The sequence below is a fragment of the Bacteroides sp. 51 genome (assembly GCF_010500965.1).
Lineage (GTDB): Bacteria > Bacteroidota > Bacteroidia > Bacteroidales > Bacteroidaceae > Bacteroides.
Genome location: NZ_QVMI01000009.1, coordinates 279,521 through 294,400 on the forward strand (window position 1 = coordinate 279,521; position 14,880 = coordinate 294,400).

Below are 14,880 nucleotides of genomic sequence, written 5' to 3' on the forward strand. Positions count from 1 at the left end.
TTATTACATTCTGATATTAGTTCTTTTCAGGACGTGGGAATAAAACTTTTCTTGAAAGTTTAAATTTGCCAGTCTTAGGATCAATATCGAGTAGTTTTACTTCAATTTCATCTCCTTCTTTAATTCCAGCTTCTTCAACATTTTCCAGACGTTTCCAGTCTATTTCCGAAATGTGTAACAATCCGTCTTTTCCAGGAAGGAACTCAACAAATGCACCATAAGGCATTACTGAACGTACTTTTCCTTTGTAAACTTCACCAATTTCAGGAACAGCAACAATACCTTTGATTATGCGGGTAGCATTGTCAATGCTTTGTTTGTTTGTTCCGGAGATCTCGATTCTACCGGTACCATTGATTTCTTCAATAGTAATAACAGTTCCGGTTTCTTCCTGCATTCCCTGAATAATCTTTCCACCCGGTCCGATTACTGCACCAATGAATTCTTTAGGAATGATCATTGTTTCGATGCGTGGAGCATGATCTTTCATATCCGCACGTGGAGCCGACATGGTGTCAGTAATCTTACCGAGAATGTGCATACGACCTTCTCTAGCCTGATTCAATGCACGTTCAAGGATTTCGAATGACAAACCGTCTACTTTGATGTCCATCTGAGTAGCTGTAATACCCTCGGTTGTTCCGGTTACCTTGAAGTCCATGTCTCCCAAGTGGTCTTCGTCACCAAGGATATCGGAAAGTACGGCATATTTGTCTTCTCCGGCATTCTTGATTAATCCCATAGCGATACCTGATACAGGTTTCTTGATTTGTACACCGGCATCCATCAATGCAAGTGTTCCTGCACATACAGTAGCCATAGAAGATGAACCGTTTGATTCAAGGATATCTGATACTACACGTACTACGTATGGGAAATCAGTAGGAATCATTCCTTTCAATGCTCTGTGGGCAAGGTTACCATGTCCGATTTCACGACGGCCTACACCGCGTTGTGGTCTGGCCTCTCCGGTTGAGAATGGAGGGAAGTTATAGTGTAACAGGAAACGTTCTTTTCCGTGTGTCAATACATCGTCAATGATCTTCTCGTCTAGTTTTGTTCCCAGCGTTACAGAAGTCAGTGATTGAGTTTCGCCACGAGTGAAGACCGCTGATCCGTGAGGACCTGGCAGATAGTCTACTTCACACCAGATTGGGCGGATCTCTGTAGTCTTGCGACCATCAAGGCGTTTGCCCTCGTCAAGGATGCAACGACGCATGGCTTCTTTTTCTACATCGTGGTAGTAGCGGTCGATCAATGCGCCTTTTTCAGCCAATTCTTCTTCGCTGAGTTGTGCTTTGAATTCATCGCGGATTGCAGCGAATGCATCGTGACGTTCGTGCTTGTTGCTACCTGATGCAGCTATAGCGTAAACTTTATCATAGCATGCTTCACGTACTTGCTTGCGAAGGTCTTCGTCATGTACTTCATGGTTATATTCTCGTTTTACCGTTTTACCAACCATTTCTGTTAATTCTACCTGTGCTTTGCAATGTACTTTAATCGCTTCATGAGCTACTTTCATAGCTTCCAGAAGTTCAGTTTCCGATACTTCCTTCATTTCGCCTTCTACCATCATGATATTGTCATAGGTAGCAGCAACCATGATATCCATGTCAGCTTCTGCCAATTGCTGGAACGTTGGGTTTACAACGAACTCGCCATTGATACGGGCTACACGAACTTCGGAGATCGGACCGTTAAAAGGAATATCCGAAACGGCAAGTGCAGCCGAGGCTGCAAGTCCTGCCAAAGCATCGGGCATATCTATACCGTCGGCTGAATACAGGATGATATTTACGAATACTTCTGCGTGATAATTATCAGGGAAAAGTGGGCGAAGAGCGCGGTCGACAAGGCGGCAAGTAAGGATTTCGTAATCAGAGGCTCTTCCTTCTCTTTTAGTGAAGCCTCCCGGAAAGCGTCCGGCGGCAGCATATTTTTCTTTGTACTCCACTTGAAGTGGCATAAAATCTACTCCGGGATTTGCGTCTTTTGCGGCACATACAGTGGCTAGCATCATGGTGTTTCCCATGCGAAGCATAACGGAACCATCCGCCTGTTTTGCCAATTTCCCGGTTTCGAGTGTGATGGTTCTGCCATCTCCTAACTCGATCGTCTTAACAATTGGGTTGATCATAAAAAATGTTTTATACTATTTTTCTTTCAAAATTCGTGCAAAGATATACAATAATCCTTCTAAAACGGTGAAAATGAGATAAAAAGTTACCTTCGTTTTTGTTTTTTCGCTTTTTTGTAGTGAAGAACAAGGCAAAATGCTTTGACTAATCTCTAAAAGACTTATATTTGCACTTCTAAAATCAATACGCAATATGAAAAAAATATCGTTTCTCGCCCTTGTTGTGCTACTGTTGAGTGCATGTAATTCCGGCTCTACATTTACCGTAGATGGTAGTGTGGCCGATGCGGATGGAAAGAAGCTCTATTTTGAGGCTTCTCAGATTGATGGGGTAGTAGTGCTCGATTCGGTGAAACTGAAAGGCGATGGCTCATTCAAGTTTAAACAACCCAAGTCAGAGTCTCCGGAATTCTATCGCCTGAGGGTAGAAGATAAAGTGATCAATTTCTCTGTAGATTCTACTGAAACGGTGACTATTACGGCTCCGTTTACAGGGTTTACTACGGAATATAAGGTTGCCGGATCGCCTGATAGTGAGAAAATTAAAGAGCTTACACTGAGGCAAATGCAACTCCAGAAAGATATGAATGCATTGTTTAAGGAAGCTCAAAATAGCTATCTGGATAATGAAGTGTTGCAAACCCGGTTGACCGATTTGCTTAATGGGTATAAAGATGAAGTGAAAGTTAAATATATTTTCTCATCTCCTAATACCGCATCTGCATATTACGCTTTGTTTCAACGGGCAAACGGTTATCTGATCTTCGATCCGTTGAGTAGCCGGGATGATGTTAAGTGTTTTGGTGCAGTGGCAACCAGTTGGGCACATTATTATCCACATGCTACACGCACGAAGAATCTGACTAACCTTGCTATTAAGGGAATGAAGAATACACGTGCTCCAAAAGAAAAGGTTCTTGAACTTGACCCTGATAAGATTAGCGAAACTACATTAATTGACATTAAGTTGAAAGATATTAAGGGTAATGTCCGTTCGTTGACAGAACTGAAAGGCAAAGTTGTTCTTTTAGATTTTACGGTTTATCAAACGGCTATATCTACTACACATAACTTCTGGTTACATGACCTTTATGATAAGTATGCCGATAAGGGTTTGGAAATCTATCAGGTGTCATTGGATGCTGACGAGCATTACTGGAAAACGGTAGCGGGCAATCTGCCTTGGATTGGAGTTCGCGACCCGAATGGTATTTACTCTAGCTTTGCAGCCATTTATAGTGTACAGGAAGTGCCGACTTATTTCCTGATCAACAAGGGTAATGAGCTGAAGGTCAGAGGTGAAAACGTGAAAGATATTGATGTAGCAATTAAGGGTTTGTTATAATTCAGAATAAATCCTTTAAATATGTTACAAAGCAGTCGTTTTTACTTGACTCGCATTATTTAAAGGTTTATCTTTGCACAAGAAATATTGAGAGAGAGGGTTCCAGCATGAATCATGTTGGAATTCTTTTTTGTTTATATGACCGTTAATATAAAAAAACTAAGGAGGAAAATAAACCATGGCTTATATGTCAGAAGAAGGCTACAAGAAATTAGTTGAGGAACTAAGAATCTTGGAAACAGTTAATCGTCCTGAGATGTCTAGGCAGATAGCAGAAGCCCGTGATAAGGGCGATTTGTCTGAAAATGCAGAATATGATGCGGCCAAAGAGGCTCAAGGTTTACTTGAGATGAAAATCAGTAAACTAAAAGAAACGATAGCCGAAGCCAAAATCATAGATGAATCTAAATTGAAGACAGATTCAGTACAGATTTTAAACAAGGTAGAACTGAAAAACGTGAAAAATGGTATGAAAATGACTTATACCATTGTGTCTGAAAGTGAAGCTAACCTGAAAGAAGGTAAGATTTCAGTAAGTACCCCCATTGCTCAAGGACTTTTGGGTAAAAAGGTGGGTGATGTTGCTGAAATTAAAGTTCCGCAGGGGCAGGTCAGCCTTGAAGTTGTAAGTATTTCATTTTAAGAATTACCGATTATGGCAACAATTTTTAGCAGAATTATAGCAGGTGAGATACCCTCGTATAAGATTGCGGAAAATAATAAGTTCTACGCATTTCTTGATATTAACCCATTGGTAAAGGGGCATACCTTAGTTGTTCCTAAACAAGAGGTGGATTATATCTTTGATCTGGATGATGAAACTTTAGCTGAGATGCATGTTTTTGCTAAAAGCGTAGCTCGTGCCATTGAAAAAGCCATTCCTTGCAAGAAGGTAGCTGTGTCGGTTATCGGGCTTGAGGTGCCTCATGCTCATATTCATCTTATTCCGATCAATAAAGAATCGGACATAATTATATCTAATCCCAAATTGAAGCTTTCGAGCGAAGAATTTGCTACAATCGCTAAAGCTATAAACGAAGCATGGGGTAGTAAGGCATAAAACATGTCGCTTTAAGATAAAAAATAACGGCCGGTTCTTTAAAGAGAACCGGCCGTTATTTTTATATTGTCTTTCCTAGATGTATTCTTCGCCCAATTTAATTTGAGCGTCATTTACATATTTGCGGATGGCATGTTCTTCGTCCTTTTTGCAGATGAGGAGTACGTTCTCGGACTCGGCTACTAAATAGCCTTCAAGCCCTTCAATAACAGCGAGTTTATTCTTTGGTAAAACTAGAATATTGTCTTTGCTGTTGTAGATCAATGATTCACCTTTGAGTACAACATTTTGACTCTCGTCTTTGGGTGATAAGTCATAGAGTGATCCCCAGGTTCCAAGGTCCGACCATCCAAAGTCGCCCAATGATACGTATACGTTGTCGGCCTTTTCCATCACTCCAAAGTCGATAGATACGTTAGGGCACAATGGGAAGTTTTCGTCAATGAATATCTTTTCTTCTGGTGTGCCATATACCCTTTCGCCTTTTTTCAGGATATTAGCGAGCTCGGGTAATGCTTTCTCGCCGGCATTGATAATGCTATTTACATTCCATAAGAAGAGGCCGGAGTTCCAGTAGAATTCTCCGCTTTCGAGGAATACTTTGGCTAGTTCCAGTTCTGGTTTTTCGGTGAATGTTTTTACTTTGTAGAAATTTTCTTCTTCTTTTTCAGCAATTTGGATATACCCATAGCCGGTTTCCGGGCGATTCGGCTTAATGCCCAATGTGAGTAGCTTTTCCGATCTGGCAACGAATTCTAACCCTTTTTCTACTGCTTCCAGAAACTCACCTTCTTTAAGTATCAGATGGTCTGACGGAGCAACAACAATATTGGCATTCGGATTTAACGCACGAATGTGATAGGATGCCCATGCAATGCAGGGGGCGGTATTTCTACGTGTAGGTTCCAATAGTACCTGTTCTGGCCTTAATTCGGGTATTTGAAATCGAACCAGGTCGGCATACCTTTCATTGGTCACTACCAGAATGTTTTCTGTTGGAATAATTTTGTTGAATCTGTCGAATGTTTGTTGTAGAAGGGAACGTCCTGTTCCGAAGAAGTCTAGAAACTGTTTTGGGAGGCTTTGACGGCTGAACGGCCAGAAACGACTGCCAATTCCACCACCCATAATTACGCAATAATTGTCTTTATTGGCCATCTTATAAACGGTTTTAAAAGTTTCTGCTAATGTACTATATATTTTATAAAGAATCCCCTTGGACGTGGATGTTTTATTCTTTTTTAGTCGTTTTTTAGCAAAAACTATTGTAGTATTGAAAAATATCTATATCTTTGCACCGCAATTAAGCCCAGATGGCGGAATCGGTAGACGCGCTGGTCTCAAACACCAGTGGATTCACTTCCATCCCGGTTCGACCCCGGGTCTGGGTACAAAAATAGCCTGTTAATCGTTTGATTATCAGGCGTTTTTCTTTTAATGGGTGTAACATAGGTGTAACATTTCAACCATTGACTTACTTTTAGGCTAAATCTTCCTATTTTTGTTGTACCGTTACTGATTTAGTAACACCCAAAAGAAAAGAGGCAAACCAACCGGCCGCCTCTCTCTTATTTTGAGCTATACTTCATGATTAGCATATCTTTTCTTCCTTTTCATTTGCTGCTACCAAACCATGAATAATATTAGCAATATCAACTAGATCATTGTGTGGTATCTTCTCTTCAATTATTTCTGCAAGCGTACCTATTTGAAAAGTGTATTCTTCTATATGGTCTAGTAAATGGTTTCTTTTATAATTCTTATCAAATAAATAAAGATCATCTTGAATACCCCTACAAACAACGTTTATGGTTTTACATAAATTCTCTAATTGTATCCATAGATCGTCTTTTAATGCCGATGAATCTTTTATAGCTTCTAAGTCTTTTGTTATTTCAGTTGTCATAATCTGTATTTTCAATCCGTTTTACTTCTGAAAGCTCACTCACTGTTCCCATCTGGAATCTGCTATTATCAAAATCAATCCCGGTCAACCCTAACGGGGTTTTGCGTTGATGCCAACATTCATCCGATAGATCCTCTGTTCTTTTAGCTATCTGCAATAGAAAAGCTATTTCATCTTTATAGGTGGATGCATCTATATCATCAGAGATTAATACTACGGTAGCGAGGCTCACTAAGTTTGAAGCTAGTAAATGAATACCGGCAATACTCAAAATATCTCTACCATACGCTGCAAGGGTGCAAATCTGGCTTGCTGTAAATCCTTTGAACTGTTGCTGTAAATCTGAAAATTCCATATTGTTATATCTTTGTGGTAGGGGTATCGCCAATTTTGGATACCCCCGTGGGTGATTAATATACTGTGATTAAATTCTCAACCTTGAAACTTCTAAAGCTGTTAGCCTCAACATCAAAGTATCTCATAGCTTTATTATTCTCTGTGCCGGTACCTTTGATAAGGTTCTGAATGTCTTTCAAAGTCCCTTTTGCCTTACGTAGCGTGCCGTCTGCTTTCTCATAAGCAAAGGTTACAATCTCGTTCTTCATTCGCTTAGAGAGCCTGTAAATAGCCCACGCTTTGGCTAAACACACCTGGAAACTCTTACCGGTTGAGGCTACCATCTCATAAGCCTGCTTGAATACTTTACTTCTAAAATTCTTCATAATACTGTATTTTAAATGTTTAATATCTATATCCAAAATGATTTTCCCAATAGTCAATCTCAGCCTCAAAAGAAGCGATACACTCTGACTTGCTTTCTTCATACATGGTGAATACTTCTTCTTCATTCATCGAAAGAACTCTTTGGTATTCTTCACACATCTGGTTTAAAACTTCTTTTGTCATAAGGCTTACTATTATGTAATTCGTTATATTTATAATGCAAATATAAAGTAAAAGATTATATCCGCAAAACGAAATGAATAAAAATATTAATAAAAACAATATATTTAACAATTATTTATAATGCATCATGTTATAATTGTCTATATTTGCACTATAAACAAAAACATTATATTATGGAACTAAGAATAAAAGAAGTATCTAAAGGAAAAGGGGTAACAATAGTATCTCTTGCTGAAATGATTGGTGTAGCTCAACCCACAATGAGTAATCTTGCCAATGGGAAAACTACCCCATCACTTGAAACATTAGAAAAAATAGCTAATGCACTTAATGTCCCGGTGACTGAACTCTTTGAGAAGCCAAAGACCGATACCGCCTCTTTATCCTGCCCTCATTGTGGGAAGTCAATAATGATCAAAGCTGAATAGTTCTTTTCAATATAAGGGTTTGCAAGGTTCTAATATAACCCTCTGGGTTGTTTGGATTCGTCTGGGCTCATTTGGTTTTTACCCTTACCGTGATCTTACCGTACCCGCGTGAATGACCCTCGATAAATCTTCAAAGGGTGTTAGAAACCGTCTTTCTTACATGCGTTATGATAGTAGAAAAATCTTCATGTATCCACTATTGGGGAACGCTTTTTCTCGCTTTATTAAATTAAGACTGGATAGTATAAATGCACTATTCAGTCTTAATTTTAGTCGGGCTGCCCTTTGTGTTCAATATAGCATTTCTCATTTTAAGCCTCTTTGTGCTCTTTTCTCAAATGCTGCTATAACTTCCTCATCAGGTCGCCTCATCTTTTCACTGATAGGATAAATAAAGCCCGGTTCCTCACCATAACAGGAACATCCAGAGAATATTTCTATCTCGCCATTGATAACCGTGTACCAAATAAAATACCTCTTCTTTCCTCCTTTGGCAAAGTTCATTAGTAAATCCCGGTTCTCATTCTTATTCATCATCTTTATTTAATTTATGTAGTTCCATAACTTTGGCGGCTATTCTATCTACAAACTCATCAGGGGCTTTCTCTATCAGCTTTGCAAGAGCATCATATTCTGCTTCTACCTGATTTTGTACATTTACAGCCTGTTGCTTTGGTAGGACATAGTTTACAAGGCTTGTGTACACCCTGATACGTTCAGCCGGCTCCAATAATCCCATGTCTAAGACAAATTGTTCTCTGCCATTATCTAGTATAGTGGAAATCCATGTTTTCAAATCGGTTGTAACTTTGTTGGGAGTACCTTTGCCCCGGCCACCTATCCTACCTTTACCGTCATTCTTATTTCTTGCCATATCAATACTAAAACAAACTATTATAGTTATTCAATCGCTTTCATGATCTCCCGTGCTTTTTCCCGGGATAAAGGTTTCATCTTTAATTGTTCCATGCAAGCCTGCATAAGTTCTGGGTGTTGCTCAAGATCAAGCGTACCGGTTGCAATAGCAGCCATTAACTTAGATTTCATGGCTTTTGATAATTTAATAGGTTTCATAACTTGTTTTTTGGGTTATGCCCCCACTTGTGATAGTGGAGGCTTTACTTTTTTGTTAATACAACTCATTCAACATAGTATCTACGGCCTTATCAACTTCTTCCTGTGTGAAAATCTCTTCACCGTTAATGATCTTTTGGATACGTTCATATCTTCCTCTTGCCGGGGTTCCTTTCCATTCACTCATAAATTGAGCTCTTTTATTTTCAGGAACACTCATGTTATCCATGTATGCTATTTCTTCCATGTAGTTGTTTGCAGAATTATACCCGTACCAACTGTCGATTTTGTCTCTGACTTCTTTTCTCATTTCCATAATTGTAAAATTTTTAATTAGTTATTATTGGTTATTGAATTATAGGCTACCGTTACCAAATCGGTAACCATTTACAACTTATTATAAGCAACTGTGTTTTATCGGTAAAATCGGGTAGCCTCTTTCACCTTTTTATCAAGTTCCTCAATAGCTTCATTTTTTACCGTTAAGCCGACTTTTGCCTTACAGGCATCATTTATAGTTTGTCTTAAGTCATAGGCTTGCTTTCTGGTTAAATCGCCGCGCTTTTGAGCTTCATTGATTTGTTCCAGTACTGTGATCTGACCTCCTTGCTGTTCGATGAGTGAGACTACACCCATTTTATAAAGTTCCTGTTTGCTTCTCATTATCTCAAAGTTTAGTGATACATCGTTTATCTTCTTAATAGTCTGGTAGGCGTTTTTCCATCGCTTCACCAGATCAATGTAGAAAGCCTCATCATAAAGCAAAGCACCTGTAACCTTTTCAACTCCAAATACAGAGGGTAAACGCTGTTTGTAGCGGGTTTCATACCTCAATGTATATCTGCCTTGATATAGTTCTGGAATCGGCCTACCTTTGGCCTTCTGCTCTTTCACCTTGTCATAGAAAACTATAATGTTCTTATAGTTGAAGTAATAGAGGCTACCCTCATTTAGCATTGGACACCGCTTGTAATATGGCAGCTCGCCCAAGTGGTTAAAGTAGTTCTCTATCGGTTGCTTCACAATGAAGTTTTGAGCAATGTCTATTCTGGAAACAGCGGCTTTACCTACATGCAAGTGCAAAGTGTCTGATAGCTTTTCTATCGCTCTTTCAGTATCACCCCGGCCAAGCGTTTGGAAGTTGTCACCTAGATAATATTTACATAGGCTTCCATCTGTTAGGTTTACCCCGTTTTCACTTACCGTTACCTTATAGCCATCAAGATTACCGGTGATCACCGTGCCACCCTCAAATAGGTGCTCGCCTGTTACATCAAAGTAGCACGGTGTTTCACTCAGGAAGTCAATACTACCGGTATCGCCTTTTCTTATCTTAAAATCCAAATTATCATACATAGCGTTACTGAATCGGTAACCATTTACAACTTATTATAGGAAAGTGGATTTTATCTCACTTTTCCCGATTTTTCATTCTTTACATTCAACTTGTTTCCTGATCTGCTCTATCTCATCTAATAGCTCACCATCAAGAAAGAGATTGAATAACCCTTTCACATTGTTTTTATATCCACGGGCAACAAATATTTCAAGCTGTTTGTAGTCCGGAGTGAAAAGGAAGAGCAAAGCGTCATTGGTACCTTTAGTATCACCGTATCCAAATAACGGGTTTTCAAGATCAGGAGTAAACACGCTGCTTATGTTATCACCATTGGTTATTGCCTGATCGGCTTTTCTCTGGGCGTTGACTGAAAAGGTGTCGGGTACTCCATTGTAGTACAGGAAAAAGCGCTTATCTCTTGCCCGTTGGGCTATCGTTTCAAAAGGTAGGTAACCGCCAGTTGAGGCTACACAATCCAAACGGTGAGATTTAAGCACCTTTATTTCTTTCATTAGATAGTAGTCGGTGAGTATCATAAAGCACCTCCTTTCTGCATACAGTATGCTTGTGCTTTTTGACTTATCTCGCTGTTGGTAGATACCCGGTTCTGTTGTAGCCACTGTTCTAACTCGATACGATTGAAATAACACATTTTGCCCATAGGCTTAAAGTGTGATACCTGTCGTCTCATTGTGAGCTTATAAAGATAGCTCTTTGATATGCCCATGTATCGGGCGGCCTCATCGCTGGTTAGTACTTCTTTTGTGCAAAAGATTGTGTTCTCAGTTAGTTGCTCTACAATCTGTTTTTGTTCCTCTTTATTCATACCATTTGTTTTAGAGGGTAGGGCTGTCAGAGAATAGGTACAAGGCTATCCCGTCTTTGCCGTGTAATCTTCGGGTATAGGCTTGTACTCTCTATTACCATCTGATTACAAGGGCAAAGGTATAGGCAAAAGGAAACAAAAGACAGAGTGTCTAAATGTGCATTATAATGTGCATTAAAAAAGCACCTCAACAACTTGGGTGCTTAAATTATTCAATCTTTAAATATGCAATCTATATCATCTTTCCATTTCTGAGGCTTCTTAGCATCGTGCATTTGAGTTAATGCACTTTGCAACCGACTTACACCAAAGATACTATTTAGGGCTGTCTCTGGGTATGAGTCTGTACGATTGGGGCAAAATACTTTTTCTGTAAAATATGCTAATCTGACTTTACCTTTGGTGGCACCAAATAGCCATTTGTAGCCCGTGTTTGTTTGTATCATCAATTTAGCTTCAATGGCTTTCTGGAAATATTTCTTTGCTCTATCGGTATCTAATTCTTTAGGAAATTTAATATCTTTATTATGTTTGTCATCATTTTCTTTTTCAGGAATCTTGTAATTGTTACACTTCAATGACATCCTATCTCTTATGTATGTGGTAAGCCCTATTTGTTCCTGAATTTTTATTAAATCAATATCAAAGTCAATGCACATCTCATCTATCCAAAGCCAAAAGCTATCAAATATGCTATGGCAATGGATAATATAAGACTCAGACATGTTTGCATCTTCATAGTTTAAGCCTGGTTCTTCCCATCTACAATAGCGCTCAAGTAAGTTGTGGCAATAAGCGTGTCTTGGGCTATATCTTGTATTTCCTATTTTAAGCCAAACGCTACCATTCATTTCAATGTATTCTTTTGGTATTGAAATGTTTAAGTAGATGCTTATGTCATAAAACGACCTAAGTATTTGCTTTAAGTACGTTTCTCTACTCTCTGGATATTTATAGAAATTAGATTCAACTTCCTTTATTACATCATCCAATAATGTACTACTTCTGGGAATTGTGTTTAGTTTATAGGCTTCATCGCTGCATCTTTTAAGATTATTTGTGTGATACTTTACCCATCTTTCATCAAGCTGTTCAGTTTCTAAAGTTGCTGCATCTGATAAAGCAAAAAATACTGATAGAAATTGGCTCAAATATTGTTTTTCCATTGTTTATACTTTTAGCTGTTTATAGCCTCATCATTCAATTTATCTAAATCTGATTTAGGAATATAAATAACCCCGTCTTTATCGAGTAGAGACTAGATAACTATTTCTTTAACTCTCTGTGTTTCCTCTTTCATATCCTCACAAACACTCTTAAAGAAATCATTCATAGGATCTTTTGATTGGTATAATATCATTAGCTGCCTTACCGTATTTCCATGTCTTGCCAAAGCTATCATACTGTTCTTTGGTTATTTCCTGCGGTATATGGAAACATCCATAGCTTTCACCACCATAGGCTATTTTGCTTTTTTTATGGGCTAGCTGCTCATTTGTTAAACCGTCCCCGTCACATAGTTTTATGTATCTGTCGCCGCTCTCATCCTCTCTAATAACGGCATCATCTATGTAATTGCCAAAATATTTCATTTGCTTTATAATTTTAATTCAGGTAGACTGTTTATTGCTTCTTCTTTTAGCTTATCCACCGCCCGGGTATATTTCTCTGTATGTTTCAATCCCGAGTGGCCTAAAAGGCTTGCAACGGTTTTAATATTGGCACCATTGTTCAGGATATTCACGGCAAAGGAATGCCTGGCACAATGCCAACTAATATGCTTGTCTATTCCGGCACGCTTAACCCAGCGTCTTAATGACTTTAGGCAACTCTCATAGGTTGGTAGGTTGAATATGAGACTTTCTTTGTTTCCATCTGCTGGCATTTCTCCTATTAGTGAAAGCAAACTATCATTCAAAGGGATGATTACACCGCTTGCAGATGAATGCCCCTTTGTCTTGTTTTGCTCAAACTTTAGTAGCTTATTAGAGTAATCCACATTCTTGTAGGTGAGTTCCTTTACATCACAGAATCTTAGACCACAGTACAGACAAAGAGTAAAAGCCCGTCTTATAATTAGGTTCTCATTGTCATAGTGGGTGTTAATGAGGGCTTGTATTTCATCCATTGAAAGTACATCCTTTCTTAGTGCCTGCTCATCAGCCTTGATAGAAATACCGGCACATGGGTTCTTTATCATTACATCATGCTCTATGGCATAGTTAATAACCTTTTTGAAACGCTGGTAGATACTTTTTGCACCCTCTCCAATACTTCTACTTTGCAGGTACTCTGTAAAGGCTATCATCATATCTTTATTTAGCTGCTCTGGTTTGATGGTTATAGCAAACTTATTATACTCTGGGGTGTCTTTAAGGAAGTCTCTAAAACGTTGGAGTGCTATTTGCATCATCCTGATATCTTTCTTTGTATAGCTATCGTTATAGGCTTGAAAATAATCCAGAAAGTTTATAGTACGGTCTTTCCTTAGTCGATACCCGTTGAGGCTCTCTTTCATTTCTTGCTCACGTTCAAAGCGTATCTTCCTAGCCAGATCATAAGTTTCTTTATTTTGTTGGCGTTCAAGTGGTGTTCGAGGGCTAGCATATATCGTAAGATTTAAAAACTCTCTTTTTCTTTGAACTTTACTTTTTGTTTCACCCGTGTTTGGGTCTGCTATGTTAACCCTACCCAAGTAGTAATCTAGATATAGAGAGAAGTTACCGTCAGATAGCTGCTTTTGCATCAATTTAGGGTTGTCTGTTACTCTGGAATCGTTCTTTGCCATAACATGAGAAGTTTTTATTTTCCTTTGGTTTCTCTTTGTTACAAAGATAATATTTTGTTTTGTTCTAGGTGTAACACAGGTGTAACAAAACGGTAAAGTAAGGTCTTTTTTATGATAATAAGGGAAGATGTTATTTGTCCAATCGTCTGATATTCATTCTTTTGTATTCCAATCGGTTCTCTTTGTGGTTCGGTACATACCGGGTCTGGGTACTGAAGCGGAGAGAGTTGAAAAATTCTCTCCGCTTTTCTTTTTCTTCCCTCGCAACTCGTTGGTTTGTTGATATATTAAGGATAAATGCGATATAGTTTCGTTTACTTCCTTTTTATAAGGTTTTGTTGGAAATGGCAAAGTATAGACAAAATGACATTTTGATAATAGAATGGGGCGGTAATTGCAAATTCCGGGCTTGGGGCAGAAAGAGAAGGAAAAATGGCAAAGGAATCACGTTTGTAGAAATCGAAAAGATTTAAATTTATAAAATAAACAGTCTAAATGTTCTAAATACGATAAAATAAATTACGAATAGATACGCTAATAAAAACAGATACAGCAAATGCACACTTCAATTGCTTTGCTTAAAACAGACCAACCAGAGAATGAAAATCTATAAAATGAAACACGCTGAATACTTGAGCCGCGTGCTGTCGATACTTGAGCGCTTGACTGTCGATATTTGAGCCGCGTGTTATCTATACTTGAGCCGCGTGCTGTCGGCAGTACGCGGCTCAAGTGTAGAAATTATTGCGCTGGGGCACTTCCAAATATCAATAATGCACCGCATAAGCAAGCCTAATACCTGATTTTAACATCTCATTGACGGTTTTCAAGAAGTTTGCATGTAATTAAAATGGGGCAAATGCTATCTTTTTGATCTGATTTTACTCATATTTGTAACTTCGGGGATTAGCGGCCAGGTTAATCTGAAGATAAAAATCGAACTTGTCAGCTTGCAATCTAACATTAAAGATAAGTAGATGTTCATAATTATTTCACATATAATAAAACTGTCGTATCTTCGCATCATACAAAATATAGATGCGAATGAAAATCACGATATTACCATTG

The 14,880-nt window shown here is 38.6% G+C and carries 20 protein-coding genes and 1 tRNA gene; 5 read left to right on the forward strand and 16 right to left on the reverse strand.

Going from position 1 to position 14,880, the window contains the following annotated elements:
- Positions 1 to 16: 16 nt before the first annotated feature.
- Positions 17 to 2,140, reverse strand: a complete 2,124-nt coding sequence (gene pnp / locus D0T87_RS09375) for a polyribonucleotide nucleotidyltransferase (RefSeq protein WP_163174867.1) — start codon at positions 2,138 to 2,140, stop codon at positions 17 to 19.
- Positions 2,141 to 2,333: 193 nt separating this feature from the next.
- Between pnp and D0T87_RS09380 the strand changes: the two genes are divergently transcribed.
- From D0T87_RS09380 to D0T87_RS09390, 3 genes are all read left to right on the forward strand, one after another.
- Positions 2,334 to 3,485: a TlpA disulfide reductase family protein gene (locus D0T87_RS09380; protein ID WP_163174868.1), complete on the forward strand. Its 1,152-nt coding sequence runs from the start codon at positions 2,334 to 2,336 to the stop codon at positions 3,483 to 3,485.
- A gap of 178 nt (positions 3,486 to 3,663) precedes the next feature.
- Positions 3,664 to 4,128 carry a transcription elongation factor GreA gene (gene greA, locus D0T87_RS09385; protein ID WP_163174869.1) on the forward strand — a complete coding sequence of 155 codons (465 nt, stop codon included), beginning with the start codon at positions 3,664 to 3,666 and terminating at the stop codon, positions 4,126 to 4,128.
- A gap of 12 nt (positions 4,129 to 4,140) precedes the next feature.
- Positions 4,141 to 4,545: an HIT family protein gene (locus D0T87_RS09390; protein WP_163174870.1), complete on the forward strand. Its 405-nt coding sequence runs from the start codon at positions 4,141 to 4,143 to the stop codon at positions 4,543 to 4,545.
- Positions 4,546 to 4,620: 75 nt separating this feature from the next.
- Here the strand turns inward: D0T87_RS09390 and D0T87_RS09395 are convergent, their stop codons facing one another.
- The gene (locus D0T87_RS09395; RefSeq protein ID WP_163174871.1) at positions 4,621 to 5,703 is read right to left on the reverse strand and encodes a mannose-1-phosphate guanylyltransferase; all 1,083 of its coding nucleotides are present in this window, start codon (positions 5,701 to 5,703) and stop codon (positions 4,621 to 4,623) included.
- Positions 5,704 to 5,852: 149 nt separating this feature from the next.
- Here D0T87_RS09395 and D0T87_RS09400 point away from each other — a divergent pair.
- Positions 5,853 to 5,936, forward strand: a tRNA-Leu gene (locus D0T87_RS09400).
- A 200-nt stretch (positions 5,937 to 6,136) separates the two neighbouring features.
- On the opposite strand, the gene D0T87_RS09405 is transcribed toward D0T87_RS09400, so the two are convergent.
- From D0T87_RS09405 to D0T87_RS09420, 4 genes are read right to left on the reverse strand one after another with little or no spacing between them, the layout of a single operon-like run.
- Positions 6,137 to 6,451 carry a hypothetical protein gene (locus D0T87_RS09405; protein WP_163174872.1) on the reverse strand — a complete coding sequence of 105 codons (315 nt, stop codon included), beginning with the start codon at positions 6,449 to 6,451 and terminating at the stop codon, positions 6,137 to 6,139.
- Entirely contained in the window at positions 6,441 to 6,806 is a 366-nt protein-coding gene (locus tag D0T87_RS09410; RefSeq protein WP_163174873.1) for a hypothetical protein, read from the reverse strand. The genes D0T87_RS09405 and D0T87_RS09410 overlap by 11 nt, the downstream gene beginning before the upstream one ends.
- Before the next feature lie 55 nt (positions 6,807 to 6,861).
- Complete coding sequence (locus D0T87_RS09415) at positions 6,862 to 7,173, reverse strand: SH3 beta-barrel fold-containing protein (protein ID WP_163174874.1); 312 nt, start codon at positions 7,171 to 7,173, stop codon at positions 6,862 to 6,864.
- A 19-nt stretch (positions 7,174 to 7,192) separates the two neighbouring features.
- A complete protein-coding gene (locus D0T87_RS09420) occupies positions 7,193 to 7,357 on the reverse strand; it encodes a 1-aminocyclopropane-1-carboxylate synthase (RefSeq protein WP_163174875.1) in 165 nt (54 codons plus the stop codon).
- A 173-nt stretch (positions 7,358 to 7,530) separates the two neighbouring features.
- On the opposite strand from D0T87_RS09420, the gene D0T87_RS09425 reads away from it, so the two are divergent.
- Positions 7,531 to 7,785, forward strand: coding sequence for a helix-turn-helix domain-containing protein (locus tag D0T87_RS09425; protein WP_163174876.1), 255 nt, complete (start codon positions 7,531 to 7,533; stop codon positions 7,783 to 7,785).
- Positions 7,786 to 8,091: 306 nt separating this feature from the next.
- Here D0T87_RS09425 and D0T87_RS09430 read toward each other — a convergent pair whose 3' ends face one another.
- The 10 genes from D0T87_RS09430 to D0T87_RS09475 all read right to left on the reverse strand — a co-directional run bounded on the left by D0T87_RS09430 (position 8,092) and on the right by D0T87_RS09475 (position 13,812).
- A complete protein-coding gene (locus D0T87_RS09430; RefSeq protein WP_163174877.1) occupies positions 8,092 to 8,322 on the reverse strand; it encodes a hypothetical protein in 231 nt (76 codons plus the stop codon).
- Positions 8,312 to 8,659, reverse strand: a complete 348-nt coding sequence (locus D0T87_RS09435) for a hypothetical protein (RefSeq protein ID WP_163174878.1) — start codon at positions 8,657 to 8,659, stop codon at positions 8,312 to 8,314. The genes D0T87_RS09430 and D0T87_RS09435 overlap by 11 nt, the downstream gene beginning before the upstream one ends.
- 26 nt (positions 8,660 to 8,685) lie before the next feature.
- Positions 8,686 to 8,859: a hypothetical protein gene (locus tag D0T87_RS09440; RefSeq protein WP_163174879.1), complete on the reverse strand. Its 174-nt coding sequence runs from the start codon at positions 8,857 to 8,859 to the stop codon at positions 8,686 to 8,688.
- Positions 8,860 to 8,914: 55 nt separating this feature from the next.
- Positions 8,915 to 9,175, reverse strand: coding sequence for a hypothetical protein (locus tag D0T87_RS09445; RefSeq protein WP_163174880.1), 261 nt, complete (start codon positions 9,173 to 9,175; stop codon positions 8,915 to 8,917).
- A gap of 98 nt (positions 9,176 to 9,273) precedes the next feature.
- Positions 9,274 to 10,215, reverse strand: a complete 942-nt coding sequence (locus D0T87_RS09450; RefSeq protein ID WP_163174881.1) for a phage/plasmid replication protein — start codon at positions 10,213 to 10,215, stop codon at positions 9,274 to 9,276.
- Between the two features lie 72 nt (positions 10,216 to 10,287).
- Positions 10,288 to 10,734 carry a hypothetical protein gene (locus tag D0T87_RS09455; protein WP_163174882.1) on the reverse strand — a complete coding sequence of 149 codons (447 nt, stop codon included), beginning with the start codon at positions 10,732 to 10,734 and terminating at the stop codon, positions 10,288 to 10,290.
- A complete protein-coding gene (locus tag D0T87_RS09460; protein ID WP_163174883.1) occupies positions 10,731 to 11,024 on the reverse strand; it encodes a helix-turn-helix domain-containing protein in 294 nt (97 codons plus the stop codon). Before D0T87_RS09460 ends, D0T87_RS09455 begins: the two co-directional genes overlap by 4 nt.
- Before the next feature lie 212 nt (positions 11,025 to 11,236).
- Positions 11,237 to 12,190: a hypothetical protein gene (locus tag D0T87_RS09465; protein ID WP_163174884.1), complete on the reverse strand. Its 954-nt coding sequence runs from the start codon at positions 12,188 to 12,190 to the stop codon at positions 11,237 to 11,239.
- A gap of 159 nt (positions 12,191 to 12,349) precedes the next feature.
- Positions 12,350 to 12,616, reverse strand: coding sequence for a hypothetical protein (locus D0T87_RS09470; RefSeq protein WP_163174885.1), 267 nt, complete (start codon positions 12,614 to 12,616; stop codon positions 12,350 to 12,352).
- A gap of 5 nt (positions 12,617 to 12,621) precedes the next feature.
- Complete coding sequence (locus D0T87_RS09475; RefSeq protein WP_163174886.1) at positions 12,622 to 13,812, reverse strand: site-specific integrase; 1,191 nt, start codon at positions 13,810 to 13,812, stop codon at positions 12,622 to 12,624.
- Positions 13,813 to 14,880 lie beyond the last annotated feature (1,068 nt).

Excerpts from the sequence above, each read along its gene's own strand:
- greA (WP_163174869.1), top strand. The coding sequence starts at position 3,664 with ATGGCTTATATGTCAGAAGAAGGCTACAAGAAATTAGTTGAGGAACTA.
- pnp (WP_163174867.1), bottom strand. The coding sequence starts at position 2,140 with ATGATCAACCCAATTGTTAAGACGATCGAGTTAGGAGATGGCAGAACC.
- D0T87_RS09390 (WP_163174870.1), top strand. The coding sequence starts at position 4,141 with ATGGCAACAATTTTTAGCAGAATTATAGCAGGTGAGATACCCTCGTAT.
- D0T87_RS09425 (WP_163174876.1), top strand. The coding sequence starts at position 7,531 with ATGGAACTAAGAATAAAAGAAGTATCTAAAGGAAAAGGGGTAACAATA.
- D0T87_RS09420 (WP_163174875.1), bottom strand. The coding sequence starts at position 7,357 with ATGACAAAAGAAGTTTTAAACCAGATGTGTGAAGAATACCAAAGAGTT.
- D0T87_RS09435 (WP_163174878.1), bottom strand. The coding sequence starts at position 8,659 with ATGGCAAGAAATAAGAATGACGGTAAAGGTAGGATAGGTGGCCGGGGC.
- D0T87_RS09445 (WP_163174880.1), bottom strand. The coding sequence starts at position 9,175 with ATGGAAATGAGAAAAGAAGTCAGAGACAAAATCGACAGTTGGTACGGG.
- D0T87_RS09440 (WP_163174879.1), bottom strand. The coding sequence starts at position 8,859 with ATGAAACCTATTAAATTATCAAAAGCCATGAAATCTAAGTTAATGGCT.
- D0T87_RS09410 (WP_163174873.1), bottom strand. The coding sequence starts at position 6,806 with ATGGAATTTTCAGATTTACAGCAACAGTTCAAAGGATTTACAGCAAGC.
- D0T87_RS09430 (WP_163174877.1), bottom strand. The coding sequence starts at position 8,322 with ATGATGAATAAGAATGAGAACCGGGATTTACTAATGAACTTTGCCAAA.
- D0T87_RS09405 (WP_163174872.1), bottom strand. The coding sequence starts at position 6,451 with ATGACAACTGAAATAACAAAAGACTTAGAAGCTATAAAAGATTCATCG.
- D0T87_RS09450 (WP_163174881.1), bottom strand. The coding sequence starts at position 10,215 with ATGTATGATAATTTGGATTTTAAGATAAGAAAAGGCGATACCGGTAGT.
- D0T87_RS09475 (WP_163174886.1), bottom strand. The coding sequence starts at position 13,812 with ATGGCAAAGAACGATTCCAGAGTAACAGACAACCCTAAATTGATGCAA.
- D0T87_RS09415 (WP_163174874.1), bottom strand. The coding sequence starts at position 7,173 with ATGAAGAATTTTAGAAGTAAAGTATTCAAGCAGGCTTATGAGATGGTA.
- D0T87_RS09460 (WP_163174883.1), bottom strand. The coding sequence starts at position 11,024 with ATGAATAAAGAGGAACAAAAACAGATTGTAGAGCAACTAACTGAGAAC.
- D0T87_RS09455 (WP_163174882.1), bottom strand. The coding sequence starts at position 10,734 with ATGATACTCACCGACTACTATCTAATGAAAGAAATAAAGGTGCTTAAA.
- D0T87_RS09465 (WP_163174884.1), bottom strand. The coding sequence starts at position 12,190 with ATGGAAAAACAATATTTGAGCCAATTTCTATCAGTATTTTTTGCTTTA.
- D0T87_RS09395 (WP_163174871.1), bottom strand. The coding sequence starts at position 5,703 with ATGGCCAATAAAGACAATTATTGCGTAATTATGGGTGGTGGAATTGGC.
- D0T87_RS09470 (WP_163174885.1), bottom strand. The coding sequence starts at position 12,616 with ATGAAATATTTTGGCAATTACATAGATGATGCCGTTATTAGAGAGGAT.
- D0T87_RS09380 (WP_163174868.1), top strand. The coding sequence starts at position 2,334 with ATGAAAAAAATATCGTTTCTCGCCCTTGTTGTGCTACTGTTGAGTGCA.